A 24,557-nucleotide genomic window follows, 5' to 3' on the forward strand; every position below is an offset into this window, starting at 1 on the left:
TCTGCCGCGGCCCGCATGCGATTGCCAGCCTGCCTGATGCGTGATAGAAGTCAGCGTCGGCATTCAAAGATCAAATGGTTCGATGAAACCCAACGCTAAAGCACGCACACCGTTGTTCGATCTGGATCTGCTGAAGGCCATCGTCATGGTGGCCGATTGCGGCACCTTTACGGCGGCTTCCGCGCGGCTGCATTCCACGCAGTCCACGGTGAGCCAGAAAGTGCGGCGCCTGGAGGAGATGGCGGGGCACAAGCTGCTTGAGCGAGGCAGCCGCGACGTGAGTCCGACCGACGCCGGCGCAACGCTGCTCGCTTACGCGCGTCGGATGCTTGCTCTGAACGATGAAATGATCGAGGCGCTGTCGGGCGCGACCGTGGGCCTGACGGTGCGGCTGGGCGTACCGGAAGATTTCGTCGGCGGGCCGACCACGCATATGCTCGCCGCGTTCAATCGCAAGCATCCACAGGTGAAGCTGGAAGTGACCAGCGGATTGAGCCGCGACCTGGGCAATAGCTATGATCGCGGCGAACTCGATTTGATCATCGTGAAGCAGCGGCGTAACAGCCGCGAGTCAGTCGCGTGCTGGCCGGAGCAATTGAGGTGGATCGACAGTGCGAAGAACCCATCGATCCAGCTCGACCCGATTCCGATTGTCGCGTTCCCGCCGCGCGGACTGTACCGTGATGACATGACCCACGCGATCGAAGGGCTCGGGCGCCGCTGGCGCATGAGCTTCATCAGTTCGAGTCTGAGCGGAATCCAGGCGGCCGTCGCCGATGGTCTCGGCATCAGTCTTCTGCCGGCGCGCGCGGTGACGGCCGATCATGTCGTGCTGACGCCGAAAAGCGGGCTGCCTTCAATCGAAACGATGGATATCGCGCTGCTTCATCGGCCGACGGCCGATGCCGTCGTCAAGGAACTTGCGCGTGCGTTGGCACGCATGTTCGGGCCGCAGCGGCGGTGAGACACTGCCGCCCTCAAAACAACTCTCGAATCCGGTGATACATCATCCCAAGTTCGAGCGCCGGCCCGCGCAATGCGGGACCGCCCGGAAAACGCGCGTGTCGCAACTGAGCGAACAGATCGAATGCCGCTGTCTCGCCAGCCATGGCCTTCGCAATGACCCGCCCGGCAATTCCGGTCAGCGCCACACCATGCCCCGAAAAGCCCTGCACGTAGAAGTAATTCGGATCGATCGAGCCAAAATCCGGCGCGCGATTGCGTGTCACGTCGACAAAACCGCCCCACGCATAGTCGATTCGCACGTCCGCCAGTTGTGGGAACACGCCGATCATGCGCTTGCGAATCTCTTCGCCGAGTTGCACGGGCGAGGCGCCGGTGGAACTTGCACGTCCGCCGAATAGCACACGATGGTCGGCGGACAGACGGAAGTAGTCGAGGAAGAAGTTGTTGTCGCAAATCGCCTCACGTCCCGCGATCAGCGCGTCGGCGCGCGCTTTGCCAAGCGGTTCCGTGGCGACGATGTACGACGCGATCGGCGCAATGCGCGCGGCCACGGGCGCGGGCAACACGTCGCCGATCGTCGCATTGCCACACGCGGCGACGAAGCGGCAGCGCACTTCGCCCGTCGCGGTGCGTGCGATGGGCTTCGCGCCGCGTACGACTTCGATCACCGGCGAATGCGCGAACAGCTGCGCGCCTTCACGACGCGCGGCATCGGCGAGACCGAGGCAGTATTTGAGCGGATGCAGATGGCCGGAAAACGGGTCGTAGACACCAGCCAGATAGCGCTTTGACGCAACCCGTGCACGGACTTCGTCGGTATCGAGCCAGCTCAGTTTTGTGTAGCCCCAGCGTTGCGAGGCCGAGTCCATCCACGCCCGCAGATTCGGCACGCGCTTCGTTTTGGTCGCGACCGTCAGATAGCCCGCGGTGAAATCGCAATCGATGCCGTAGCGTTCGATACGTTCGCGCACCAATGCCACGCCGTCCACCGACATGGCCCACGCGGCGCGCGCACCGTCGAGGCCGAGTTGCCGTTCGATGATCTCGTCTTTCGCGAAACCCACCAGCGTCTGCCCACCGTTGCGGCCCGACGCGCCCCAACCCGGCCGGTGTGCGTCGAGCACGATCACCGACAAACCGCGCGCCCGGCATTCCAGCGCCACCGACAAACCCGAGAAGCCCGCGCCGATCACGCAGACGTCGGCATCCAGCGTGCCTTCGAGCATCGGATCGTCGACGAGCGGACGCGCCGCGCTCGCTTCGTAGTAGGAGTTGGCGATCAGCGCATCGGCGCGGCGGTCGAGCGTGTTAAAGCCGGGAGTGGGAGCATTCATCAAAGCAGGTCCTTCAGTCGATACCAGGCCATCGCAAGCACGAGGGCAGGGGTGCGCAGTGTAGCGCCGCCACGGAAGTCGCGGTGACGAATCTTGCCGAACAGATCGAAGCGCGATGCCTGGCCATTGATCGCCTCGGCGATCAGTTTGCCGGCGAGCCCGGTGGTGTTCACGCCGTGCCCGGAAAAGCCCTGGGCGAAATACATCGTAGGCGACAGGCGGCCGAAATGCGGCGCGCGATTCATCGTGATGTCCACGAAACCGCCCCACGCGTAGTCGATTTTGACATCGTCGAGTTGCGGGAAGGTCTTCAGCATATCGCGGCGCATGGCTTCGCCGAGGTTGCGCGGCGCGAAGGTCGAATAGCTGACCTTGCCGCCCCACAGCAGGCGGTGATCGGGCGAGGGGCGGAAATAATCGAGCACGAAGCGGCTGTCGCACACGGCGGCTTTGGCGGGCATCAGCGCTTCGGCACGGTCGGGGTCGAGCGGTTCGGTGGCGATCACGTAGGTGCCGACCGGCATGATTTTGCGCGCGAGCTCCGGCGCCAGTTTGCCGAGATAGGTATTGCAGGCAAGCACGACGAATTGCGCGTGCACCTTGCCGCGCGCGGTTTCCACCACATGCCGGCCATTTTCCTCGCGCAGCGCGGTGACGCAGCTGTCTTCGAAAATCCGGGCACCGGCGGCGCGTGCCGCACGCGCGAGGCCCAGCGTGTAATTCAACGGATGCAGATGGCCGCTGTCCGCGTCGAACAATCCGCCCAGATAGCGTGACGATTGCACGTAGGCGTTCAGGCCGTCCGTGTCGACATACTGAAAGCGCTCGTAGCCGAAGCGCCGTTGCGCTTCATCGCGCCATTTTTGCAGCACGTCCGTATCGCGCGGCTTGTTTGCCGCGGTCAGATAGCCGATGGTCAGGTCGCAGTCGATCTGATGCTTCTCGACGCGCTTCCTGACGATATCCAGGGTTTCGAGCCCCATGTCCCAAACACGCTTCACGTCGTCCGCGGGCATGAAATTCGCGAACGTGTCGATATCGCAGGCAAAGCCGCCGATCAACTGGCCACCATTGCGGCCGCTCGCCGCCCATCCAACTTTCGATGCTTCGAGCACCGCGACCGAATGGCCGCGTTCAGCGAGATTCAGCGCGGTCGAGATGCCGGTGAGGCCGGCGCCGATCACGCAGACATCCACACTCAGCGTGTCTTCGAGTGGCGGATGACGGGTGCTGTCGTTGGCGGTTGCTGCGTAATACGAGGCAACGTGAGGCTGATTCGAGAATGCGAGCATAGACAGGAGCAGGACACACACAGGAGACCCGAGCGCGTGGCACCCGGTAAAGCAGGGCCACGCGTTCGAGCGGTACGGATTAGAACGAGTAGATGAACTGCGTCGCGAGCAGGTCGTTGGACTTGCCATACGAACCGTCGTTCTTCAGGAACACCTGTTTGTTCGCCCAGTCGTGGCGATATTCAACCTTGACCGTGATCTGCTGGGTCGGATAGAACAACAGATCGAGCGAGACGTCCTGACGGGTGGCGCCCTTGCACTCGAAGCCGAGACCGCCGTTGGCCTGCGAATTGGCGAGGCAATCCGCGCCGATGCCGAAGCCGTTGGCGGTGTCCATGCCGTTCCCATTCAGCGCAATGCCACCACCGCCGCCGCCGTTCTTGCTATCGACGAGCAGGTCATAGCGTACCGTCGCGCCCATGCGGCCCACTACCGGCAGCGTGAACTTGCGGTGCGCGAGCAGGGACAGGCCGTACCACTGCGCCTGGCCGCCGTTGTACGCGCCGTTCTGCTGCTGGCCGTAGTCGACTTCGGCGTTGTACTGCACGTCGGCGAGCGTATAGGTAAGGTCGGCTTCAGTGAAGAAGAACGTACCGCCCGCGCTCGGCGACTGGCCGCCTACGCCGTAGCTGACCGCGCCGTTTGCGTTGATCGAGCTAGGCAAGGTCTGACGGCCGATATTGAACGAGCCGCCCACATCGAGTGCGCTGGACCACGTGTAGTCGGTGCGCGCCGTGAAGGTCGGGATCTTGTTGCTGGTCGTGATCGGATCGCCCAGTGCATTGGTGCCCGTCTGCGTGATTGCGCCGAACGTGCGGTACTGTTCGTTGCCGAGGAAGAACTTCCACGCCCAGTTGCCCGCCGTGTAGTTCGCCCCCGCCCCGATGTAGCTGCCCGGATCCGAGAAGTCATACAACAGGTTGTGCGTGAGCGTCAGCATCTGGTTCGATTGCTGGACTTCGTAGCCGCCGAAGCTCGGAATCAAACCCGCCACGAACGTCGTGGTCGCCGTGATCGGCACATTGACCACGGCCGTATTCAGGATGTTGTTGCCGATGTCGCCATGCGAGTTCTGCAGCAGCGTAATACCGTTGCCGCGGTTCGGCATGAGGGTGATCTCGGCGGACGGCGCCATCGGGCCGACACCGAAGGTCTTCTTGATGTCGAGGTACAGATCGCCGAACGTGCTGTTGAAGTAGTTGTAGGCGCTTTCGTGGTTCGCGAACAGGAACGACGAACTGCTCTGCGCGCGGTTATAGATGTAGGTCGGATCGATATAGCCCGTCACCGACAATCCCGCGATCGGCCCGGTCTGCGCCGCGTCTTCCAGCGAATCGACCTTCAGCTGCTGATTCGCGATCTGCTGCTTCATGGCCGTGACGTCGTCGTTGGTCAGCGTGGCCTGCGCGCGGCCGTAGTCCGGCGACGACACGTCGAGCGGCGCGGCCACCACCGCCGGGGCAGGGGCGGTCGTAGCCGCCGCTGCTTCAGGTTTTGACGCTACCTCCGAACGCAACTGCTTCACCTCCTTTTGCAGCGCGTTGAGTTGGGCCTGTAGCGCCTTGATCTGGTCGCTGGTGGTATCCGCCATGGCAAAGCCAGGCAGACTCCCCGCCACCAACAGACAGATAAGCTTCATTCTCATGCAAATTCTCCTTATTGGTCGTATTCGTATTGCAATGGGCTTCTTATGCGCGAGCCGTATCGAGCGATTTCCGTACGACGGCGGGTTGTGGTGCTGACGGCAAGGGGTCGGCGGCTTCGGCGAGAGCGAAGGCCATCTGCATGTCGCGGTTGCGTTTGCGTTCGCGAAGCTGCATCCAGCGATTGACGGCGATCACGCCGATCGTCACGGTGGTGATGAAGATCGTGGCAAGCGCGTTCATTTCCGGATTGAGGCCGAGACGCACGCGTGAGAACACCACGAGCGGCAGGGTGGTCGAGCCCGGGCCGGAGAGGAACGCGGAGAGCACGAGGTCGTCGAAAGACAGCGTGAACGACAGGAGCCAGCCTGACATCAGTGCCTGCGAGATCAGCGGCAGCGTGATCAGGAAGAACACCTTGAACGGCGTCGCGCCGAGATCGAGTGCGGCTTCTTCGAGCGACTTGTTCAGTTCCTTCACCCGCGACTGCACGATGATCGCCACGTACGACACGCACAGCATCACGTGGCCGATCCAGATCGTGAAGAGGCCACGGCCCTTTGGCCAGCCGAGCATCTGTTCGAGCGCGACGAACAGCAGCAGCAGTGAGATGCCCTGAATGACTTCAGGAATCACGAGCGGCGCGTTGATCATGCCGGCAAACAGCGTGAAACCGCGAAAGCGTCCGAAGCGGGCGAGCACGAAACCGGCCCACGTTCCGATCACCACCGAGGCGCATGCGGTCAGCAGGCCGATCTTCAGCGAAAGCCAGGCGGCGCTGAGCAATTCACCGTCCTGCAGCAGCGCGCCGTACCATTTGAGCGAAAAGCCGGACCAGACCGTGACGAGCTTCGATTCGTTGAACGAATACACCACCAGGCTGATGATCGGAATGTAGAGAAACAGAAATCCGAACGTCAGCACGCTATTGGAAAGCGTCTTATTAGGCTTGATCATTTCGCGCCCTCCAGTTCCTTGACCTGGTAGTACTGGAACACGGCCATCGGCACGAGTAGCAGCAGAACCATGGCGACGGTGACAGCGGATGCCATCGGCCAGTCCATATCGTTGAAGAATTCATCCCACATCACGCGGCCGATCATCAGGGTGTCGGCGCCGCCGAGCAGTTCAGGGATCACGTACTCGCCTACCGCCGGAATGAACACCAGCAGACTGCCGGCGATGATGCCGTTCTTCGACAACGGCAAGGTGATGCGCGTGAAGGCGGTCCACGGTTTGCAGCCGAGGTCGTACGCGGCTTCGAGCAGCGTCAGATCCATCTTGACCAGGTGCGCGTACAGCGGCATCACCATGAACGGCAGGTACGAATAGACCATGCCGATATAGACGCCCACATCCGTGTGATAGAGACGCAACGGCGAATGAATCATGCCGATCGCCATCAGTGTGTGATTGAGCAGCCCGTCGTCCTTCAGAATGCCGATCCATGCGTACACGCGAATCAGGAACGACGTCCAGAACGGCAGCATCACGCCCATCATCAGCAGGTTGCGCTTCGTGGGTTCCGAGCGCGCGATGTAATACGCAATCGGATAGCCGATCAGCAGGCAGAAGAAAGTCGATACCGCGGCCATCTTCAGCGAACTGATGTACGTCGCCACGTACAGATCGTCCTGCAGCAGGAACGCGTAGTGACTGAGCTGCATCGCGAAGTGCACCATGCCGTCCTTGACCGTCACGAGATCCGTGTACGGCGGAATGCCCAGGCGCAGATCGGCGAAGCTGATTTTCAGCACCAGCACGAACGGCAACGCGAAGAACACCGTGAGCCACAGGAACGGCACACCGATCACGGTGGAGCGGCCCGAAGGCACCAGCACCGCAAGGCGTTTCTTCAGTGAGCCGAGCAGACGGCTGCCGGACGGCGCGCCGAGCGCCGCGGGGGAGGGGGTAGGGGGATTTCTCATTGCGTCAGCACCACGCCGCTCGCCGGCGACCAGTAGACGAACACGTCGTCGTTATAGGAAGGCGCACCTTCGCTCATCAGGTGCGAGCTGGAGAGATTCGACACCACCGTCTTGCCGCTCGGCAGACGCACGTGGTAGAGCGAATAGCTGCCCATGTACGCGACATCCGCGACCACGCCGCGTGCCCAGTTGTGCGGGTTCGTGGGCTTGTCGAGCGACACCTTCACGCGCTCGGGGCGCACGGAGATACCCACCGGCATGCCGAGCGGGCCGGTAATGCCGTGGCTTACGTAGATGCGCGATTCAAGAGCTTCGCTTTCGACGAAGATATGGTCCGGTTCATCCGCCACCACGGTGCCTTCGAACAGGTTGGTCGAGCCGATGAACTCCGCCGAGAAGCGGCTATTCGGAAACTCGTAGACCTGGCTCGGCGAGCCGATCTGCACGATGCGGCCTTCGCTCATCACTGCGAGGCGGCCGGCCATCGTCATGGCTTCTTCCTGATCGTGCGTGACCATCACACAGGTCACGTCGACTTTTTCGATGATGTTGACCAGTTCGAGCTGGGTCTTCTGGCGGATCTTCTTATCGAGCGCCGACATCGGTTCGTCGAGCAGCAGCAGCTTGGGGCGCTTGACGAGCGAGCGGGCCAGCGCCACACGCTGCTGCTGGCCGCCCGAAAGCTGATGCGGCTTGCGCTGCGCGTATTTGCTCATCTGCACGAGATGGAGCGCATCGGCGACGCGTTCCTTGATCTCGTTCTTCGGTGTGCCTTCCTGCTTGAGGCCGAAGGCAATATTCGCTTCGACGCTCATGTGCGGGAACAGCGCATACGACTGGAACATCATGTTGACCGGCCGCTTGTACGGCGGCATCGCGGCGAGATCTTCGCCATCGACGTAAATGCGCCCGGACGTCACCGTCTCGAGGCCTGCAAGCATGCGCAGAAGCGTGGACTTGCCGCAGCCGGAGCTGCCGAGCAGGGCGAACAGTTCGTTCTTCGCGATGCTCAGGTTGACGTTATCGACAGCAGTGCTGTCGCCGAATTTCTTTACGACATTTTCGATGCGGACAAACTCGTCCGATTTCGTTTTAGTCGTCGCCGCGGGGCGGGCCATCTGGGTGGCGCCGGCTGCGCTATTTAAGGTCGTCGATTTCATGATGTAACCATTCCTTGCGGATCGCGGGCGCAAGTGTCTCCATACGAGGCGCGGGAAGCGGCTCGCAAGTGCGCTGCGATCGGGAAACATGGGACTGCGCGCGGCTGTGACTTCAAAAGCGCGCAGGCTGACTACCGTTACTGCTATTCATGCGCTCAGGGTTCGAGCGATCCCTGAGCGCGGAATCGATATTTATCTGATTGGCTTGATTAATGGCCGGTTTTAAGCTGCGCCCAAAGACGGTTTTCAAGGCGCAGAATATCGGTCGGCATCGGCTTCATCAGCGTCATTTTGCTCAACACGTCATCGCCCGGATAAACGGTCTTGTCCTGTGCGACAGCCGGTGTCACGAACTGGCGCGCGGCCTTGTTCGCGGTCGGGTAGAACACTTCGTTGGTGATCGCGGCATTGACCTTCGGGTCCGAGATGTAGTTGATCCATTTCAGCGCGGCTTCAGGATGCGGCGCGTCTTTCGGGATCACCATCACGTCGAACCACAGCAGACCGCCTTCCTTCACGTTCGAGAATTTGACCTGGTACGAACGCTTGGCTTCCTCGGTGCGGCGGCTTGCGATGCCGACGTCGCCCGACCAGCCCACGGCGACGCACACGTCGTTATTGGCGAGGTCGTTGATGTAGCCCGACGAGTTGAATTGGGTGATATAAGGGCGGACTTTCTTCAGCACGTCGAACGCAGCCTGATAGTCGGCGGGGTTCGTGCTGTTCGGATCCTTATGCATGTACTGCAGCGTGGCAGCGAAGACGTCGACGGCCTGGTCGAGGAACGACACGCCGCAGCCTTTCAGCTTCGACAGATTGGCCGGATCGAATACGAGCGCCCAGCTATCCACCGGTGCATTGGCACCGAGCGCCTTTTGCACGGCTTGAACGTTGTAGCCGATACCGTCGGTGCCGTAGGCCCAGGGCACACCGTACTGGTTGCCCGGATCGGCGTCGCCAATCATCTTCATCAACACGGGGTCGAGATTCGAGAGGTTCGGCAACTTCGATTTGTCGAGCTTCTGATACACGCCAGCCTGAATCTGCTTGGCCATGTAGTTCGACGTCGGCACCACGACGTCGTAGCCGGAGCTGCCCGCGAGCAGTTTGGCCTGCAACGTGTCGTCGCTGTCGTAGTTGTCGTACTTGACCTTGATGCCGTCCTGCTTTTCGAAGTTCGGAATCGTGTCCTTCGCGATGTAGTCCGACCAGTTGTACACGTTCAGTTCCGTGTCGGCCGCAAGGGCCGGCGTAACCGACAGCGCCGCAAAGCCGGTGAAGGCGAGAAGCGCGGCCCCCGCGACCGCATGACGAAGATGACTAACGCTCATGGCTTTTTTTCCCTTGATGTGAAGAACCGGCATGAGCGTGGTTTGTGGGTGTGCTCATGCCGGAACGAACTGCCGTTACGAAATTCCGAGTTGTTGTGCAGTCGCGTCGATGGCCTTTTTGGCCTTCGAAACGATTTCGTCGATTTCCAGCTTCGTAATCACGAGCGGCGGCGACAGCAGCATCCGGTCACCGGTCGCGCGCATGATGAGGTTGCCGTTGAAGCAGAAGTCGCGGCAGATCGTGCCGACGTCACCTCCATTGGCGAAACGCTTGCGCGTTTTCGGGTCTTCCGCGAGTTGCAGACCGGCCACCAGACCCGCGCCGGCAATCTCGCCGATGATCGGATGATTCGCGAAGGTGTCGCGCAGCTTCTTCTGGAAGTACGGACCCGTATCGGTCTTGACCCGCTCGACGATTTTCTCGTCGCGCAGAAGCCTGAGATTGGCGAGCGCGACAGCAGCCGCCACCGGATGTCCGGAGTAGGTAAGGCCGTGATTGAACTCGCCGTTCTCGATGATCGCTTTCGCCACACGGTCATGCAGGCCGACCGCGCCCATCGGCACATAGCCGCTCGTCAGACCTTTGGCCAGCGTGATCAGATCCGGCTCGAAGCCGAAGTGCTGATGCGCGAACCATTCGCCGGTCCGGCCGAAGCCGCCGATTACTTCATCGGCAACCAGCAGAATGTCGTACTTGCGGCAGATGCGCTGGATTTCCGGCCAGTAGGTTGAAGCCGGGAAGATCACGCCGCCCGCTCCCTGGAAAGGCTCACCGATAAACGCAGCGACATTGTCCGCGCCGATTTCGAGAATCTTCGCTTCCAGTTGCTGCGCACGGGCCAGCGCGAATTCCTCCGGCGTCAGATTGCCTTCTGCTTCGCCGAAGAAGTACGGCTGGTCGATATGAACGATGTTCTCGACTTTCGAAGGCATCTGTTCATGCATGTAGCCCATGCCGCCGAGCGTGCCGCCCGCGATGGTCGAGCCGTGATAGCCGTTCTTGCGCGAAATGACGAACTTCTTCGAGCGCTTGCCTTGCGTCGCCCAGTATTGATGGACGATGCGCAGCACGGTGTCGTTGCCTTCCGAACCGCTGTTGCAATAGAAGAAGTGGTTGAACGGTTCGGGCGCGAGCTCGGCGAGCAAGGCCGACAGTTCGATCACCGGCGGGTGCGTAGTCTTGAAGAAGGTGTTGTAGAACGGCAGTTCCTGCATCTGCCGGTACGCGGCGTCGGCCAGTTCCTTGCGGCCGTAGCCGACGTTCACGCACCACAAACCGGCCATGCCGTCGATGACCTTGTTGCCATCCGAATCCCACAGATACACGCCTTCGGCTTTGACGATCACGCGGCTGCCGGCGCGATTGAGCGAACCCATATCCGAAAACGGATGAATATGGTGCGCGGCGTCGAGCGCGCGGTATTCGGCGGTGCTGCGTTGCGGCTGTGCGACCGGTGCGCTACTGGCGGCGCTGGATTGCGTGGCCGGTTGCACGTAGGCGACTTCTTCTGTTCTGTAGCTCATACTGCCTCCAATTTTTCTTGCGTTTGCTTTAAACGTGCAGCAGCAAATGCCGGCGTTCCCACGAACTGATCACGCGGAAGAACGCTTCATATTCGGTTTCCTTCAGCGCGAGGTACGCCTTGACGAATTTCTCGCCAAGCACTTCGGCGATCGGTTCGCATGCGCCCATCAGCGTCAGGCCTTCTTCGAGATTGCGCGGCAACTGGTACGGCAATGCGTAACCGTCGCTGAGCAGCGGCTCGGTGGCTTCGAGCTTTTGCGTCATGCCGAGATAGCCCGCAGCAAGCGTTGCGGCAATCGCCAGATACGGATTGCAGTCCACGCCCGGAATGCGGTTTTCGATGCGGCGCGCAGCCGGGCCCGAATGCGGAATCCGGAACCCCACCGTGCGGTTGTCGTAACCCCATGCGACGTTGATCGGCGCAGCCATGAAGCGCGACAGGCGGCGATACGAGTTGATATACGGCGCGAAGATCGGCATCAGCGCCGGCGTGTATTTCTGCAGACCCGCGATATAGCCGGTGAAGAGCGAAGTGGGCTTGCCGTCCGGACCGGTGAACAGGTTCTGGCCGGTTTCTTCGTCGACGAGGCTCTGGTGCATGTGCATCGCCGAACCCGGCTCGCCTTCCATCGGCTTGGCCATGAAGGTCGCGTACATCTTGTGACGCAGCGCGGCTTCACGCACCGTGCGCTTGAACAGGAACACGCTGTCGGCAAGCTTGAGCGGATCGCCGTGCATGAAGTTGATTTCCATCTGCGCGGCGCCGACTTCGTGAATCAGCGTGTCGACTTCCAGTTCCTGCACCTCGCAGTACTCGTAGATGTCTTCGAACAGCGGATCGAATTCGTTCACGGCCTCGATCGAATACGCCTGACGTCCGGTCTCCGGACGGCCGGTCCGGCCGATCGGCGGTTGCAGCGGCAGATCGGGGTCCTTGTTCATGTCGACCAGGTAGAACTCCAGTTCGGGCGCGATCACCGGCTTCCAGCCTTTGGCCTTATAGAGTTCGAGCACGCGACGCAACACGCGGCGTGGCGAGATCGCCACCGGTGTGCCGTCGAAGTGAACGCAATCGTGGATCACCTGGGCGGTCGGATCGACGGCCCACGGAATCATGCGGATGGTGCTGGCGTCGGGAACGCAGACCATGTCCGGGTCGGTGACGCCGGTGAGCGTGCCGTCTTCCGGATAGTCTCCCGTGACGGTCTGGATCATCACCGCCTGCGGCAGGCGCATGGATTCGCCGGATTCGAACTTGCTGCGCGGAATGATCTTGCCGCGTGCGATCCCGGCCATATCCGGAATGATCGCTTCGATTTCGGTGACGCGGTGCTGTTTCAGGAAGTCGTCGATTTCATGCATGATTGTTCTCTCTGTTTTGGTGCGCGACCGGCTCAGGCATGCGTGGCAGCGGCGGATGCCGCGCCATAGCCGGCCTTGGTGCGCATTCGATCGCGGCAGGCTGCGCCGAAGGCCTGAAAGATCGCGGTAGACAGCGCGTCGCTGGCATGCTTCCACTCCGGGTGCCACTGCACACCCAGTGCGAAAGCGCGCGCATCTTTCACGCTGACCGCTTCGATCAATCCGTCCGGCGCCGTGGCTTCAGCCACGAGTCCCACGCCTAACCGCTCAACGCCCTGGCCGTGCAAAGAATTCACACGCGCTTCATTCGCGCCGCCCGCCAGACGCTGCAACAAGCCGCCTTGGGTGAGGTTGAGCGAATGCGACGGTGCGTATTGCACGTCGAGAGCATCTTCCTTGTTCTCGCGATGATCGTTTAAGCCCGTCACCGCGTGAACGCTTTGATGCAAGGTCCCGCCGAAAACCACGTTCATTTCCTGGAAGCCACGGCATACCGCCAGCACCGGCACACCGGCATCGATCGCCGCGCGCAGCAGCGGCAGCGTCGTCGCATCGCGTGCGGCGTCGTGCAACGTGCCCGGCACGCTGGCAGGGCCACCGTATCGGTGCGGTTCGACATTCGAATAGCTGCCGGTAAACAGCAGGCCGTCGACAGTGGCCAGTATGTCCGCCGTGGACTGACGCTCGCCGAGCGCCGGCAATAGCATTGCCAGCGCCTGTGAGCCGTCCACGATCGCGGCGATGTACTTTTCGCCGACCACATGCGACGGGTGCACTCCCATCATCGTTCTGTCGGCGCTGATGCCGACCAGGGGTTTGTTTCGCATAACGAATAGACGTGTATGTTCCCCGCAGGACGCGGCATGAACAACGTTAAACACGGCGCGGCACAACTCCGCAGCCGGGCGCAAAGCGCCAGACCGCCAGGGTAGTGCAGGCGGTTGCCGTCAACGGAACACGCCGCGCGTGGTGGTGAGATAGGCTGTTCGATTCAATCCGCCGCAGGGCGCAACTGATCTGATCCACATGAAGCGCACAGGCGGCAGGCAGCACCGCTCATGCACGAACGCATGGCTCAAACGAGCGCGATCACGCAAACCCAGGCAATCGGAAGAATCGAACAGCGAAAAGGAGGGAGGCGCTACGGCAGCAGCGAGGCGACTTCGTCCGTGCGCACTGCAATGAAGGCGCGCGCGGAGACGGAGTTGTGACGTCGAACTGAACGGCGGGACAGGATCGTGAAGACGGACAGAAAGCGGCGGAACGCAAGGCTGCCGCTGCTGCCGTCGGCGATGGCGCCGTCAGTGCGAAGACAACTCGCCTGACTACGATTCCATCTCACCAAAGGGCCTCGGACTCTCACGATTACACTCGACTAGCGACGTTGAAAGTATTGAACGCTTGCTCGAAAAACGCACGGGGCGTTTAAAGAAACATCACGCTGGGATGATCGCCTCTGACCGATGCGAACCAGGTTCGCAGCGTCGCAAAACACACTTTCGTGCTCCGTGACGTCGGCATGACGACCGCCTGAGAACCATCGTATACGAGCCAATAATGCCGTCAAATCATTTTTATAAAAGATTTATCAGGGCTTTCCCGAGGGTACGGCCCGAATCCCGCCGGGTGGGAATGTTCGTTGCGAATCGAATATTTCGGAATCCTTTCAGGGTTTTCCCCAGCGGCGCAACGATTAAAGTGATTAGAATATTCAACACTCGCGCGCAGCGCATTGTTCTGGTCCGAGCGTCCCGATCACCTTCCTATGTCAGAGAATCCAGCGATGTCTATAGAAGTAGCGACCCGCCTGCAGTACATCCGTAAGAAACACGGCCTGTCGCAGCGCGAACTGGCAAAAAGGGCGGGGGTGACCAACGGCACGATCTCGCTGATCGAGCAGAACCGGGTGAGTCCGTCGGTCGGCTCGCTGAAGAAGCTGCTCGAGTGCATACCCATGAGTCTCGCCGAGTTCTTCACGTTCGAGGTCGAAGTGGTGCGCTCCGTGGTGTCGCGCCGTGCGGACATGCCGAACCTCGGCAACGAGTCGATCGAGTTCTATCTGGCGGGCTCGAGCGTGAAGGATCGCAACATGGGCATCCTGCGCGAGGTCTATCAGCCCCTATCGGATACGGGGCCGGAGATGCTGGAGCATGCGGGACACGAGGGCGGCGTGATCGTCAGCGGTCAGATTGAACTGACGGTGGACGGCACCACGTGGCTGCTCGACCCCGGTGACAGCTATTACTTCGAAAGCCGCCTGCCGCATCGTTTTCGCAATCCCAGCGCGGAGCATCTCTGCGAGATCGTGTCGGCCAATTCGCCGCCCACTTTCTAGACACTCCGCGCCAACGCGCTGCGACGCAGTTCGAAACCGCAGGTAGTCGATGCCGGTAGGCGTCGAGCGCATAACATTGAGGCATCCTGATGGACAAGAAATCTCTCGCCTTCTGGCAAGACAAGGCCGCTACGCTTTCAATCGAAGGCCGCGCGTTTATCGACGGCGAGTATCGTGACGCCGCCAGCGGCCGCACGTTCGAGTGCCTGAGCCCGATTGACGGCAAGCTGCTCGCGAAGGTTGCCGATAGCGGCGCGGCGGATGTCGACGCCGCCGTGGCCGCGGCACGCCGGGCGTTCGAGGCCGGCGTATGGTCGGGCCTCAATCCGCGCAAGCGCAAGGCGATCTTGCTGCGCTGGGCGGCGTCGATCCGTGAACATCTCGACGAACTCTCGGTGCTGGAAACGCTGGATGCCGGTAAGCCGATCGCCGACACCACCACGGTGGACGTGCCGGGCGCGGCGTATTGCGTCGAATGGTTCGCTGAAGCGATCGATAAGGTCGGCGGCGAAGTCGCACCGGCCGATCATCACCTGGTCGGGCTCGTCACACGGGAGCCGATCGGCGTGGTTGCAGCAGTTGTGCCATGGAATTTCCCGATCCTGATGGCATCGTGGAAATTCGGTCCGGCGCTGGCAGCAGGCAACAGCGTGGTGCTCAAGCCTTCGGAGAAGTCGCCGCTCACCGCGATTCGTCTCGCGCAACTCGCGCTGGACGCGGGCATTCCTGCTGGTGTGTTCAATGTGGTGCCGGGTGCGGGCGAGCCGGGCAAGTTGCTGGCGCTGCATCAGGACGTCGACTGCCTCGCCTTCACCGGCTCGACGAACGTCGGCAAGCTGATCATGCAATATGCCGGTCAATCGAACCTGAAGCGTGTGTGGCTCGAACTCGGCGGCAAGTCGCCGAACATCGTGATGCCCGATTGCCCCGACCTCGACCGCGCGGCAAATGCAGCCGCAGGCGCGATCTTCTACAACATGGGCGAAATGTGCACCGCGGGTTCGCGCCTGCTCGTGCATAAAGATATCAAGGACGTGTTCCTCGACAAGCTGCTCGCCGCCGCGCGCGGCTATACGCCGGGTAATCCGCTCGACCCGGATACCTCGATGGGCGCGATCGTCGACAGCGTGCAGCTCGAACGCGTGCTTGGTTATATCGAAGCAGGCCGCGCCGAGGCGAAGCTGTTGCTCGGCGGCTCGCGCGTGAGGGAGGAGACCGGCGGCTTCTATATCGAGCCGACCATCTTCGAGATTCCCGCCTCAGGCGCGAAAGTGGCGCGCGAGGAAATCTTCGGACCGGTGTTGTCGGTGATCACGTTCGAGACGGTTGAAGAAGCGATCAGGATTGCCAACGACAGCGAGTATGGTCTCGCCGCCGCGCTCTGGACCTCGAATCTGACCACCGCGCACGAGGTGTCGCGCAAGCTGCGTGCCGGCACCGTCTGGGTCAATTGCTACGACGAGGGCGGCGATATGAACTTCCCGTTTGGCGGCTACAAGCAATCGGGTAACGGCCGCGACAAGTCGTTGCATGCAATGGAGAAGTACACCGAGCTGAAGTCCACGCTCGTGCGGCTGCGCTAAAGGATTCGCCAGTCAGCGCGGCGGCGTGCGTCAAAGGCGCCGTCGCGTTCCCAATGAATCCGGGACCGGACGTTGCACGCATCAACAGGAAGCGTCGCGTGCAATGCCGGTATGTTTATCAGGTCATCCATGACTGAACTCGTTTATGGCGACGGCGCGATCCGCCGTCCGTCGCTCTATGGCTCATCGATCGAAAACACCTACGCGGGTGTGCTGTCGTTCATGCGCCGCAAATACACGCGCGAACTCGACGGTGTCGATGTCGTGGTCTCCGGCGTGCCGCTCGATCTGGCCACCACGTTTCGTTCAGGCGCGCGTCTCGGCCCGGCGGCGGTGCGGGCGGCCAGCGTGCAGTTGTCGGAGTTGCATCCTTACCCGTGGGGCTTCAATCCGTTCGACGATCTTGCGGTGACGGACTATGGCGACTGCTGGTTCGACGCGCACAATCCGCTGACGATCAAGGAATCGATCGTGGCCCACGCCCGCACGATTCTGCGTTCGGACGCGAAGATGCTGACTTTGGGCGGCGATCACTACATGACGTATCCGTTGCTGATCGCGCATGCGGAGAAGTACGGCAAGCCGCTTTCGCTGATCCATTTCGACGCGCACTGCGATACGTGGGCGGACGACAGCCCGGACAGCCTGAATCATGGCTCGATGTTCTACAAGGCCGTGAAAGACGGCTTGATCGATCCGAAGACTTCCGTGCAGATCGGCATTCGCACGTGGAATGACGATTTCATGGGCATCAATATTCTCGATGCCGCCTGGGTGCATGAACATGGTTCGCGAGCGGCCGTGGAGCGGATCATGTCGATTGTCGGTCAACGGCCCGCGTATCTGACCTTCGATATCGACTGTCTCGATCCCGCGTTCGCGCCCGGCACGGGCACACCGGTGGCGGGCGGTTTGTCGTCGGCTCAGGGGCTCGCTATCGTGCGCGGACTTGGAGCGTTGAATCTGGTGGGCGCGGATGTGGTCGAGGTGGCGCCCGCCTATGATCAGAGCGAGATCACCGCAATCGCAGCCGCGCATATTGCATGCGATTTGCTGTGTCTTTGGCGGCAGCGCAAGGTGGCTGCGCGCTAGACAGTTGCATCGGCATTGGACGGGACCGGCTCAGCTCATCGACGACGATCGATCCAGCTGACGCCGGCCTTCGCGCAAGCCGAGCGTGTAGGCAACCAGCACGCCGCCCATCAGAGCCAGTTGCCACATCAGCATGTCGCTGCCGAGTGCTTTCATCGCGAAGCCGGCCACCAGCGGGCCGACGATCGAACTCGCGGTGAAGGTGAGCGACACGAGGCGCATATTGCGCGTGAGCGCGGCCTTATCGCTGCATGCCGCGGCGTACATGCCGAGCGTGATGAACGCGCTGTTCATACCGCCGAGCAGCAGTGCGCAGGCGGCGGCAAGCCATGAGGCGGGCGCGGCGAGCGCGAAGCCGCAGATCGCGAGTGAGCTGAATGCCGCGCAGATGATCACGGTGGCGGCCAGGCCCGCGCGGTCGGCGAGCCAGCCGACCGGAAATTGCAGCGCCATGCCGCCAACGCCAAAGAGTGTGAGCAGCGTGGCCGTTTGCGTGACGGTGAGACCGTGTGCGTCGGCAAAAAGGGGAAAGAGGCCGTAGAGCGCGCCGTCGCCGATGCCGCCCGCAGCCACCACAACCATGCCAAGACTGACCAACGGCCCGACCGGCGCGCGCCGCTTGACTGTGTTTCGCGCGACCGGTGGCGCGGTTTCATTGGACGATGGGTCCGATGCGGTCAACCAGAGCGGCAGCGCCGCGGCGAACGTGAAGGCCGCGCCCGCTGTGAACGTGATGCGCCCGTCCACCGCGCACCAGACGGCCAGCGCCGGACCGATCACGCCCGCCGTGGCGATCAGCGCTTCGTGCACGCCGACGACACGGCCGCTCGATTGCGCCGGGACGAGTTGGTAGAGCCACGTTTCATTGGCGATCCAGCGCAGGCCGATGCCGAGGCCCGTCAGCATGCCGGGCACGAGCCATAGTGGCCACCACAGCGCGCTCATCGTCGCGAACGCAACGAGCGTGGCGGCGAGGCCAAGCGACACCGTCCGCTTTGCGCCGATGCGCGTCGCCAGCCACGGTGCGATCAGCAGACCTGCCAGCATGCCGGTCCATTGCGCCGCCGAAAAGAGGCCCGCCCGCGGCGCATCGAGTCCGCGATGGGCCAGCCACACGGGCAGCACCATGAAGCCGATACCGAACTGGCCAATTTGCGAGAGCGCCGATACGGCGGTCAGCGCGGCGATGGCCGGCCAGCGCACCGGCGCGGCGGCATTCACGGGGTGCTCCCGCTACGCGCGGGCATCGGCAGACCCTGCTCGCGGCATTCCACTGGACAGCCGGCTTTCAGGCAGGGGCCGTCATCGCACAGGCGGCACAGTTGCATCGCGTGTGCCGGGTCGCGCGTTTCATTCCACAGGATTTTGATCAGCAGGCTTTCGAGCACATCGCGCTCGTGATCGTCGAGTTGGCCGACGATGCGTTGCAGCATCCGGTCGCGTGCTGTTTGCATACGTTGGGCTTCCCGCTTGCCGGGGGCGGTTAGCGCCAGGGCGACAGAACGTTTGTCGACGCCGGATTTCTTTTCGACGAGACCGGCTTCGACCAGGGCCGCCACTGCGCGCACCGCTGCTGGATGCGATAGGGCGACTGCTTCGCGCAGTGTTTCGATTGATGAATCGGGGTATTGGCCGATGGCGTTGAGCATGGCGCGGGCGGTCGGGCCGGTGAGGGCAGCCGCTGTGGGCTGGCTGTTCAGTTCATCCGTGATTAGGAGGGCGAGGACGCCGAGGAGGTTTTCTGTGCGGTGCGTCATGGTCTTTTATATATGCAGTGTGCATGTGTGCATAGTGCATATGTTTTTTTGCTGACGCAAGGGGTTTTTTTGTTTGCCTGCAGCGTTGGGGTTTGCTTGTTTTGTATGCCTACGGCGTTGGCCTTTCCTTGTTTGCTTATTGGTCTATTTGTGTTCCCCCTGTGCGGGGGGGCACCTACTTTTCTTTGCCGCCGCAAAGAAAAGTAGGCAAAAGAAAGCGGCTCACACCGCTAATTTTTAAGCGACTCCCCTGGCTTGGAGGGGATCGTGGCTCCGTAGAGATTGGGCCTGTAGACCTTCCCGCGTGAGTGACCAGGCCGTCATGCTTCCGGCGGCGCTGCGCGCGCCGGGGCGGTACTTCACAAAACCAATTGGTGTTTCCGGCGCCTCGCCGAGGCGAAGCCGATGGCCCCCACCGCGCGCAACCGAAGCGCCCGGTTTCCCTGGCAGACCCGTCCGCGACGCACGCAGTGCGGAGTGGGAGCGGATGACGGCTGTGGCACGGGCACTTATGGACCGAGGTGTGAACCGTTAATCGGACCACGAGCCCCTCCAAGCCAGGAGACCCACTTAAGAGTTGGCGGTTTGAGCCGCTTTCTTTTGCCTACTTTTCTTTGCGGCCGGCAAAGAAAAGTAGGTGCCCCCCGCACAGGGGGAACGCTAATAAACCAATAGGAAAGCAAGGAAAGGCCAACGCCGTAGGCATACGGAACAATGTACCGCCACTTAGCAGTCCGATTGCTACAATCGCCAGACAGCACAATGGAGACGCCAGATGCCAAACCTTCAACCAATCAGCCGCTACCCAGTCCCCGATCCGGCCGAATGGCCAACCGACATCCGCGCCCGCATCCTCGAAGTGCAGGAAAAAGCCGGCTTTGTCCCCAACGTATTCCTTACGCTAGCGCATCGTCCGGATGAATTCCGCGCCTTTTTTGCCTATCACGATGCGCTGATGCTCAAAGAAGGTGGCCTAACCAAAGCCGAACGCGAGATGATCGTAGTCGCCACCAGCGCGGTAAACGCGTGCCTCTATTGCGTCATCGCACACGGCGCGATTCTGCGCATTTACGAAAAGGCGCCATTGCTCGCGGACCAGTTGGCCGTGAATCATCGCAAGGCGGATATCACCGCGCGTCAGACGGCAATGCTCGACTTCGCGTTGAAGGTCTGCCGCGCATCGGGCAGCGTCGACGATACCGATTTTCAAACGCTGCGCGAGCACGGCTTTTCCGACGAAGACGTCTGGGACATCGCCGCCATTACCGCGTTCTTCGGTTTGTCGAACCGGATGGCGAACGTCATCTCCATGCGGCCGAACGACGAGTTCTATCTGATGGGACGCGTGCCGAAAGCCATAGCCGACGCTCCGAAAAAATAGCGCCGACACTTACCGCCATGCTCGGATCGCAAGCACCTGGGCACGGCAATGCACGCCGTGGCGTGCTCAGGCGCTTGCCGCTCCGGGCCGCAGCATCGGCGTGCTCACGGCCGTGTCATCGATCGGGAAGTGCAGCATCGCGGCGGCGAGACCGGCCACGACCGTCGCTTCCCATAGCAGCGAATAGGAGCCGGTCAGGTCGAACACCAGGCCGCCCAGCCATGCGCCAAGGAATGAGCCGATCTGGTGGCTCAGAAAGCAGAGGCCGAACAGGCTGCCAAGGTGACGTGTGCCGAATACCTTCGCCACCAGTCCGCTCGTCAGCGGCACCGTGCCGAGCCAGGTGAGCCCCATCACGGCTGCGAAGATCACGACCGAAGCGGCGGTTTTCGGCAGCAGGAAGAACGCGCCGATCGTCACGCTACGCACGAGGTAAAGCCAGCCGAGCACATGATGCTGGCGAAACCGCCCGCCTAGCCAGCCGCATCCCCAACTGCCCACCATGTTGAACAGGCCGATCAGCGCGAGCGCCGTGGCGCCCAAACCAACGGGCATGTGGCACAGCGACAGATATTCGGGCAGATGGGTGGCGATGAAGGCGAGCTGGAAACCGCAAGTAAAAAAGCCAAGCGTCAGCAGCCGATATCCGCGATGCCGGGCAGCCTGCGCCAGTACCGTGCGCAGCGACGTGGCAGGCGGCGTCTGAACAACTGCACCGACCGTCGCGCGGCGGTCGAGCACCATGCCGAGCGGCGCGATCAGCAGCATCAGGAAGGCCAGCACGAAGAGCGAGGTCGCGATTCCCGAGCTAAGGCGAATGCCTTGCACGAGCGGAATCATCAGCACTTGCCCGGCGGAGCCGCCGGCGCTGACCAGACCCATCGCCATGCTGCGTTTTTCCGGCGACGCAATCCGGCCGACCGCGGGCAACACCACGCCGAACGTCGTGCAACTCACGCCAATGCCAACCAGCAGCCCCATGCCGACAATCAGCATCGCGCCGGACGGCGCCACGGCCGCCACGCCCAGGCCGGCCGCGAAGGTGGTCGCGCCGAACGCGACCACCGGCGCCGAGCCGTAGCGGTCGGCGGCGGCGCCCGCGAAGGGTTGCGCAAAGCCCCATACGAGGTTGTGCAGCGCAATCGCGAAGGCGATCAGCGTGACGGGCAGGCCGCGGTCGAATGAAAATGGCCCGATGAAAAGACCGAAGGTCTGCCGGATACCCATCGCGGCACTCAGAATCAGCGCGCCGGCAAGGATGACGAGCGTCGTCTGGTTGAAGGCAGGGGCAAAGCGTTTGCTGTTGGCGGTGGACATGGTTCTGATCTCCTTGCCCACGATGGTGGCAGCGAGCGTCAGACGCGGCAAAGGATAAGATTTTGACGACAGGTGAGCACCGCTCACCTGTCCGGTTCGACGCGGCGGATCAGCGGCTCGCGCTACGCGGGTTCGCGTCGGCGGCGGTAGAGGGTGGGTCGACGTGTTCGGCTTCGCCAAGCAGCCAGCGTTTGAACTCGAACAGTTCCGGGCGATGCTCCGCGTTCTCCGCGCTCACCAGCCAGTAGGCCGTGGTGGCGGCGATCGTTTGCGGGCAGGCCTGAATCAGTGCGCCGCTGTCGAGGTCGCGATCCACTAGCGGTCGTCGGCCGAGCGCGACGCCGAGCCCCATGCTGGCAGCTTCGAAGGCAAGCTGGATGGTGTCCACGCGCAACCCGTCCGTCAGGTCGATGCCGTCGATGCCGGTCGCGTCGAACCACGCCTGCCAGTCTTCGCTCGCGGCGTTCACGTGAATCAGCGTCGCGTGACGCAGATCGAAGTTGCCGTGTTCGTCGCACAAACTGTCGCGATAGGCGGGGCTGCACACCGGCATCAGTTGTTCGCCGAACAGCCGCGTCCAGGCGGCACCGGCAACCGGAGCGCGGCTCATGCGGATCGCGAAATCGAAGCCGTCGACGGGAAAACCGACCTGGCGGTGCGATGTATCGACCGTCACGTTCGCGTTCGGCCAGCGCGCACGGAAGCCCTGCAGGCGCGGCAGCAGCCAGCGCGAGGCCAGCGTGGGCGCGCAACTCAGCGCGATCGGCCGGTTCGCGCGGTGATTCGGCAGACGCTGCGTGCCGATGGCGATCAGTGAAAACGCCTCGGATACGTATGACAGATAATCGGCGCCCGTCGCGGTAAGCGAAATGCCGCGCGGCTCACGTACAAATAGTTCCACGCCGAGCGCCTGCTCCAGCCCGACAATGCCGTGACTGATCGCGCTCGGCGTGACGCTCAGTTCGGCGGCGGCGAGCTTGAAACTCTGATGCCTGCCGGCGGCCTCGAAGAAGCGAAGCGCGGGCAAAGGCGGCAGACGAAGCGGCATGGCAAATCCCCAGAGGCGGCGCGGCGGGCGCCTTGTCGGTGCAACAGGCGCGCCGGCGCGCTTGTTGCTCTGCTTGTTGCAACTTTAAGGAAAGCATACCTTGCAACGGGGTCTCGGCGATCACGCGGCTCGGCGTGAACACCGCCACAGGCCATTGAAAAGAATTCGACGATGCCGTCGCCGGGATGTCGATTCGCCGGCGCGCCGTTCGTCGTGTTGGTAAGGAGGGCAAACAGGCGCTCGCCGCGTCCGTGCGCTTTCATCCTGCCATTTGTCCTTTATCACGAAGGAGCTTGCTGATGACTGACACCGACCCATCCGCACAAACACTCAAGCCGGCCCGCTTGCTGGCCGAGTCTCCCAGCCGGTTTCCGGGCGAGAGCGCTGAATATCGTCGCGCCCGCAACGACCTGCTCGCCGAGGAAATCGAGTTGCGCCGTCACATCGAACGCGTCGCCGCGCAGCGCCGCGCGCTGCCGCCGGGCGGCCTCGTGCCGCAGGACTACCGCTTCGAGGGCGAAGCGGGCCCGGTGACGCTGTCCGAGATGTTCGGCGCGCACGACACCCTGGTCACCTACAACTGGATGTTCGGCCCGAAGCGCGCGCGGGCCTGTCCGATGTGCACGTCGCTGCTGAGCGCGTACGACGGCGAAATGCCCGACATCCTGCAACGTGTGGCCTTTGCCGTGATCGGCCGCGCGCCAATCGAGAAACTGGTCGCGTTCAAGAAAGAGCGGGGCTGGCGGCATCTGCGCATTTATTCGTCGGGCGGCAACACCTTTAACCGCGATTACGCAGCCGAAGATCCTGACGGCGACGATCACCCCGCTTTCAACGTCTTCACACGCACCGGCGGTACGGTGCGGCATTTCTGGGCCGAGGAGATGGGGCCGTCGACGGCGGACCCCGGTCAGGACCCGCGCGGCGCGCCCGACGTAATGCCGATCTGGACCATACTCGACATGACGCCCGGCGGTCGCGGCAGCGACTGGTATCCGCAGCTGGAGTACGAGACTGCGCCGCGTTAGCGGGATTTCGGCGCGCGGCCGCGTCCGGCGCGCGCGGCGGTCGCTTCACGCACCGCCTCGCGGATGCATTCGGCGACCAGTTCCGACGCCCGTGTGCGCGAAGCACGCGTGGAGCGAGCGATGACCAGCGGCTGCCGGATGGTCTCCTCGCGGATCGGCCGCTCGGCAACCGCCGCGGTGACCGCAGCCGCCGGACTTTGCGTGATCAGCAACGAGACGCCCAGACCGTTGGCGACCATGCTGCGCACCAGTTCGATCGACGTCGCCCGGTAACGCACTTCCGGCGCGAGCCCGCACTGCCAGAACGGCGCCATCAGAAATTCGCGGCTGTGCGGCAGATCGATCAGGATGAGCGGCTCTTTGGCCAGCTCGTACAGCGAAATGCCGCCGCGGGTTCTGGCCAGCTTCGAATCGGCCGGCACGAGGCCGTACGGCCGCAATGACGCGAGCGGCTCGAGTTCGATTTCGCGTGAGA

The 24,557-nt window shown here is 62.3% G+C and carries 21 protein-coding genes and 1 pseudogene; 6 read left to right on the forward strand and 16 right to left on the reverse strand.

All coding sequences use genetic code 11. From position 1 onward, the window contains the following. The first annotated feature begins 82 nt into the window (after positions 1 to 82). Positions 83 to 964 carry a LysR family transcriptional regulator gene (locus tag PQR27_RS22815; protein ID WP_408525912.1) on the forward strand — a complete coding sequence of 294 codons (882 nt, stop codon included), beginning with the start codon at positions 83 to 85 and terminating at the stop codon, positions 962 to 964. Between the two features lie 13 nt (positions 965 to 977). On the opposite strand, the gene PQR27_RS22820 is transcribed toward PQR27_RS22815, so the two are convergent. The 11 genes from PQR27_RS22820 to PQR27_RS22870 all read right to left on the reverse strand — a co-directional run bounded on the left by PQR27_RS22820 (position 978) and on the right by PQR27_RS22870 (position 13,904). Next, complete coding sequence (locus PQR27_RS22820) at positions 978 to 2,300, reverse strand: NAD(P)/FAD-dependent oxidoreductase (RefSeq protein ID WP_408525913.1); 1,323 nt, start codon at positions 2,298 to 2,300, stop codon at positions 978 to 980. Next, positions 2,300 to 3,592: an NAD(P)/FAD-dependent oxidoreductase gene (locus PQR27_RS22825; protein ID WP_408525914.1), complete on the reverse strand. Its 1,293-nt coding sequence runs from the start codon at positions 3,590 to 3,592 to the stop codon at positions 2,300 to 2,302. The genes PQR27_RS22820 and PQR27_RS22825 overlap by 1 nt, the downstream gene beginning before the upstream one ends. Positions 3,593 to 3,671: 79 nt before the next feature. Beyond that, positions 3,672 to 5,237: a DUF3138 family protein gene (locus PQR27_RS22830; protein WP_408525915.1), complete on the reverse strand. Its 1,566-nt coding sequence runs from the start codon at positions 5,235 to 5,237 to the stop codon at positions 3,672 to 3,674. A 43-nt stretch (positions 5,238 to 5,280) separates the two neighbouring features. Then, positions 5,281 to 6,192, reverse strand: a complete 912-nt coding sequence (locus tag PQR27_RS22835; RefSeq protein WP_408525916.1) for an ABC transporter permease subunit — start codon at positions 6,190 to 6,192, stop codon at positions 5,281 to 5,283. Next, positions 6,189 to 7,163, reverse strand: coding sequence for an ABC transporter permease subunit (locus tag PQR27_RS22840; protein WP_408525917.1), 975 nt, complete (start codon positions 7,161 to 7,163; stop codon positions 6,189 to 6,191). Before PQR27_RS22840 ends, PQR27_RS22835 begins: the two co-directional genes overlap by 4 nt. Then, a complete protein-coding gene (locus tag PQR27_RS22845) occupies positions 7,160 to 8,323 on the reverse strand; it encodes an ABC transporter ATP-binding protein (RefSeq protein WP_408525918.1) in 1,164 nt (387 codons plus the stop codon). The genes PQR27_RS22840 and PQR27_RS22845 overlap by 4 nt, the downstream gene beginning before the upstream one ends. Before the next feature lie 209 nt (positions 8,324 to 8,532). Continuing rightward, on the reverse strand, positions 8,533 to 9,654 hold the full coding sequence (locus PQR27_RS22850; RefSeq protein ID WP_408525919.1) for a polyamine ABC transporter substrate-binding protein: 1,122 nt from the start codon (positions 9,652 to 9,654) through the stop codon (positions 8,533 to 8,535). 75 nt (positions 9,655 to 9,729) lie between these two features. Beyond that, positions 9,730 to 11,178 (reverse strand): aspartate aminotransferase family protein, encoded by a 1,449-nt coding sequence (locus PQR27_RS22855; protein WP_408525920.1) that lies wholly within the window; start codon positions 11,176 to 11,178, stop codon positions 9,730 to 9,732. Between the two features lie 28 nt (positions 11,179 to 11,206). Then, positions 11,207 to 12,541 (reverse strand): glutamine synthetase family protein, encoded by a 1,335-nt coding sequence (locus PQR27_RS22860; protein ID WP_408525921.1) that lies wholly within the window; start codon positions 12,539 to 12,541, stop codon positions 11,207 to 11,209. A gap of 32 nt (positions 12,542 to 12,573) precedes the next feature. Further along, positions 12,574 to 13,368 (reverse strand): gamma-glutamyl-gamma-aminobutyrate hydrolase family protein, encoded by a 795-nt coding sequence (locus tag PQR27_RS22865; protein ID WP_408525922.1) that lies wholly within the window; start codon positions 13,366 to 13,368, stop codon positions 12,574 to 12,576. A 314-nt stretch (positions 13,369 to 13,682) separates the two neighbouring features. After that, a complete protein-coding gene (locus PQR27_RS22870; RefSeq protein ID WP_408525923.1) occupies positions 13,683 to 13,904 on the reverse strand; it encodes a hypothetical protein in 222 nt (73 codons plus the stop codon). Between the two features lie 420 nt (positions 13,905 to 14,324). Between PQR27_RS22870 and relB the strand changes: the two genes are divergently transcribed. From relB to speB, 3 genes are all read left to right on the forward strand, one after another. Continuing rightward, the gene (gene relB / locus PQR27_RS22875; RefSeq protein ID WP_408525924.1) at positions 14,325 to 14,876 is read left to right on the forward strand and encodes a type II toxin-antitoxin system RelB family anti-toxin; all 552 of its coding nucleotides are present in this window, start codon (positions 14,325 to 14,327) and stop codon (positions 14,874 to 14,876) included. Positions 14,877 to 14,965: 89 nt separating this feature from the next. Continuing rightward, positions 14,966 to 16,459, forward strand: coding sequence for an aldehyde dehydrogenase (locus tag PQR27_RS22880; RefSeq protein ID WP_408525925.1), 1,494 nt, complete (start codon positions 14,966 to 14,968; stop codon positions 16,457 to 16,459). Between the two features lie 129 nt (positions 16,460 to 16,588). Then, positions 16,589 to 17,551 carry an agmatinase gene (gene speB, locus PQR27_RS22885; RefSeq protein ID WP_408525926.1) on the forward strand — a complete coding sequence of 321 codons (963 nt, stop codon included), beginning with the start codon at positions 16,589 to 16,591 and terminating at the stop codon, positions 17,549 to 17,551. Between the two features lie 30 nt (positions 17,552 to 17,581). On the opposite strand, the gene PQR27_RS22890 is transcribed toward speB, so the two are convergent. After that, a complete protein-coding gene (locus tag PQR27_RS22890; RefSeq protein WP_408525927.1) occupies positions 17,582 to 18,772 on the reverse strand; it encodes an MFS transporter in 1,191 nt (396 codons plus the stop codon). Next, a complete protein-coding gene (locus PQR27_RS22895; protein ID WP_408525928.1) occupies positions 18,769 to 19,308 on the reverse strand; it encodes a MarR family transcriptional regulator in 540 nt (179 codons plus the stop codon). Before PQR27_RS22895 ends, PQR27_RS22890 begins: the two co-directional genes overlap by 4 nt. A gap of 775 nt (positions 19,309 to 20,083) precedes the next feature. Here PQR27_RS22895 and PQR27_RS22900 point away from each other — a divergent pair. Then, positions 20,084 to 20,689 (forward strand): peroxidase-related enzyme, encoded by a 606-nt coding sequence (locus PQR27_RS22900; RefSeq protein WP_408525929.1) that lies wholly within the window; start codon positions 20,084 to 20,086, stop codon positions 20,687 to 20,689. Between the two features lie 66 nt (positions 20,690 to 20,755). Here the strand turns inward: PQR27_RS22900 and PQR27_RS22905 are convergent, their stop codons facing one another. Continuing rightward, positions 20,756 to 22,006: an MFS transporter gene (locus PQR27_RS22905; protein ID WP_408525930.1), complete on the reverse strand. Its 1,251-nt coding sequence runs from the start codon at positions 22,004 to 22,006 to the stop codon at positions 20,756 to 20,758. Positions 22,007 to 22,115: 109 nt separating this feature from the next. Beyond that, a complete protein-coding gene (locus PQR27_RS22910; protein WP_408525931.1) occupies positions 22,116 to 23,054 on the reverse strand; it encodes a LysR substrate-binding domain-containing protein in 939 nt (312 codons plus the stop codon). 299 nt (positions 23,055 to 23,353) lie between these two features. Here PQR27_RS22910 and PQR27_RS22915 point away from each other — a divergent pair, with 299 nt between their 5' ends. Further along, the gene (locus PQR27_RS22915; RefSeq protein WP_408525932.1) at positions 23,354 to 24,082 is read left to right on the forward strand and encodes a DUF899 domain-containing protein; all 729 of its coding nucleotides are present in this window, start codon (positions 23,354 to 23,356) and stop codon (positions 24,080 to 24,082) included. Here the strand turns inward: PQR27_RS22915 and PQR27_RS22920 are convergent. Next, positions 24,079 to 24,549: pseudogene (locus PQR27_RS22920) on the reverse strand (LysR substrate-binding domain-containing protein); the annotation flags it as partial. The gene PQR27_RS22915 and the pseudogene PQR27_RS22920 overlap by 4 nt on opposite strands. Positions 24,550 to 24,557: the final 8 nt, after the last annotated feature.

This window comes from Paraburkholderia fungorum (assembly GCF_046027215.1).
GTDB lineage: Bacteria > Pseudomonadota > Gammaproteobacteria > Burkholderiales > Burkholderiaceae > Paraburkholderia > Paraburkholderia fungorum_D.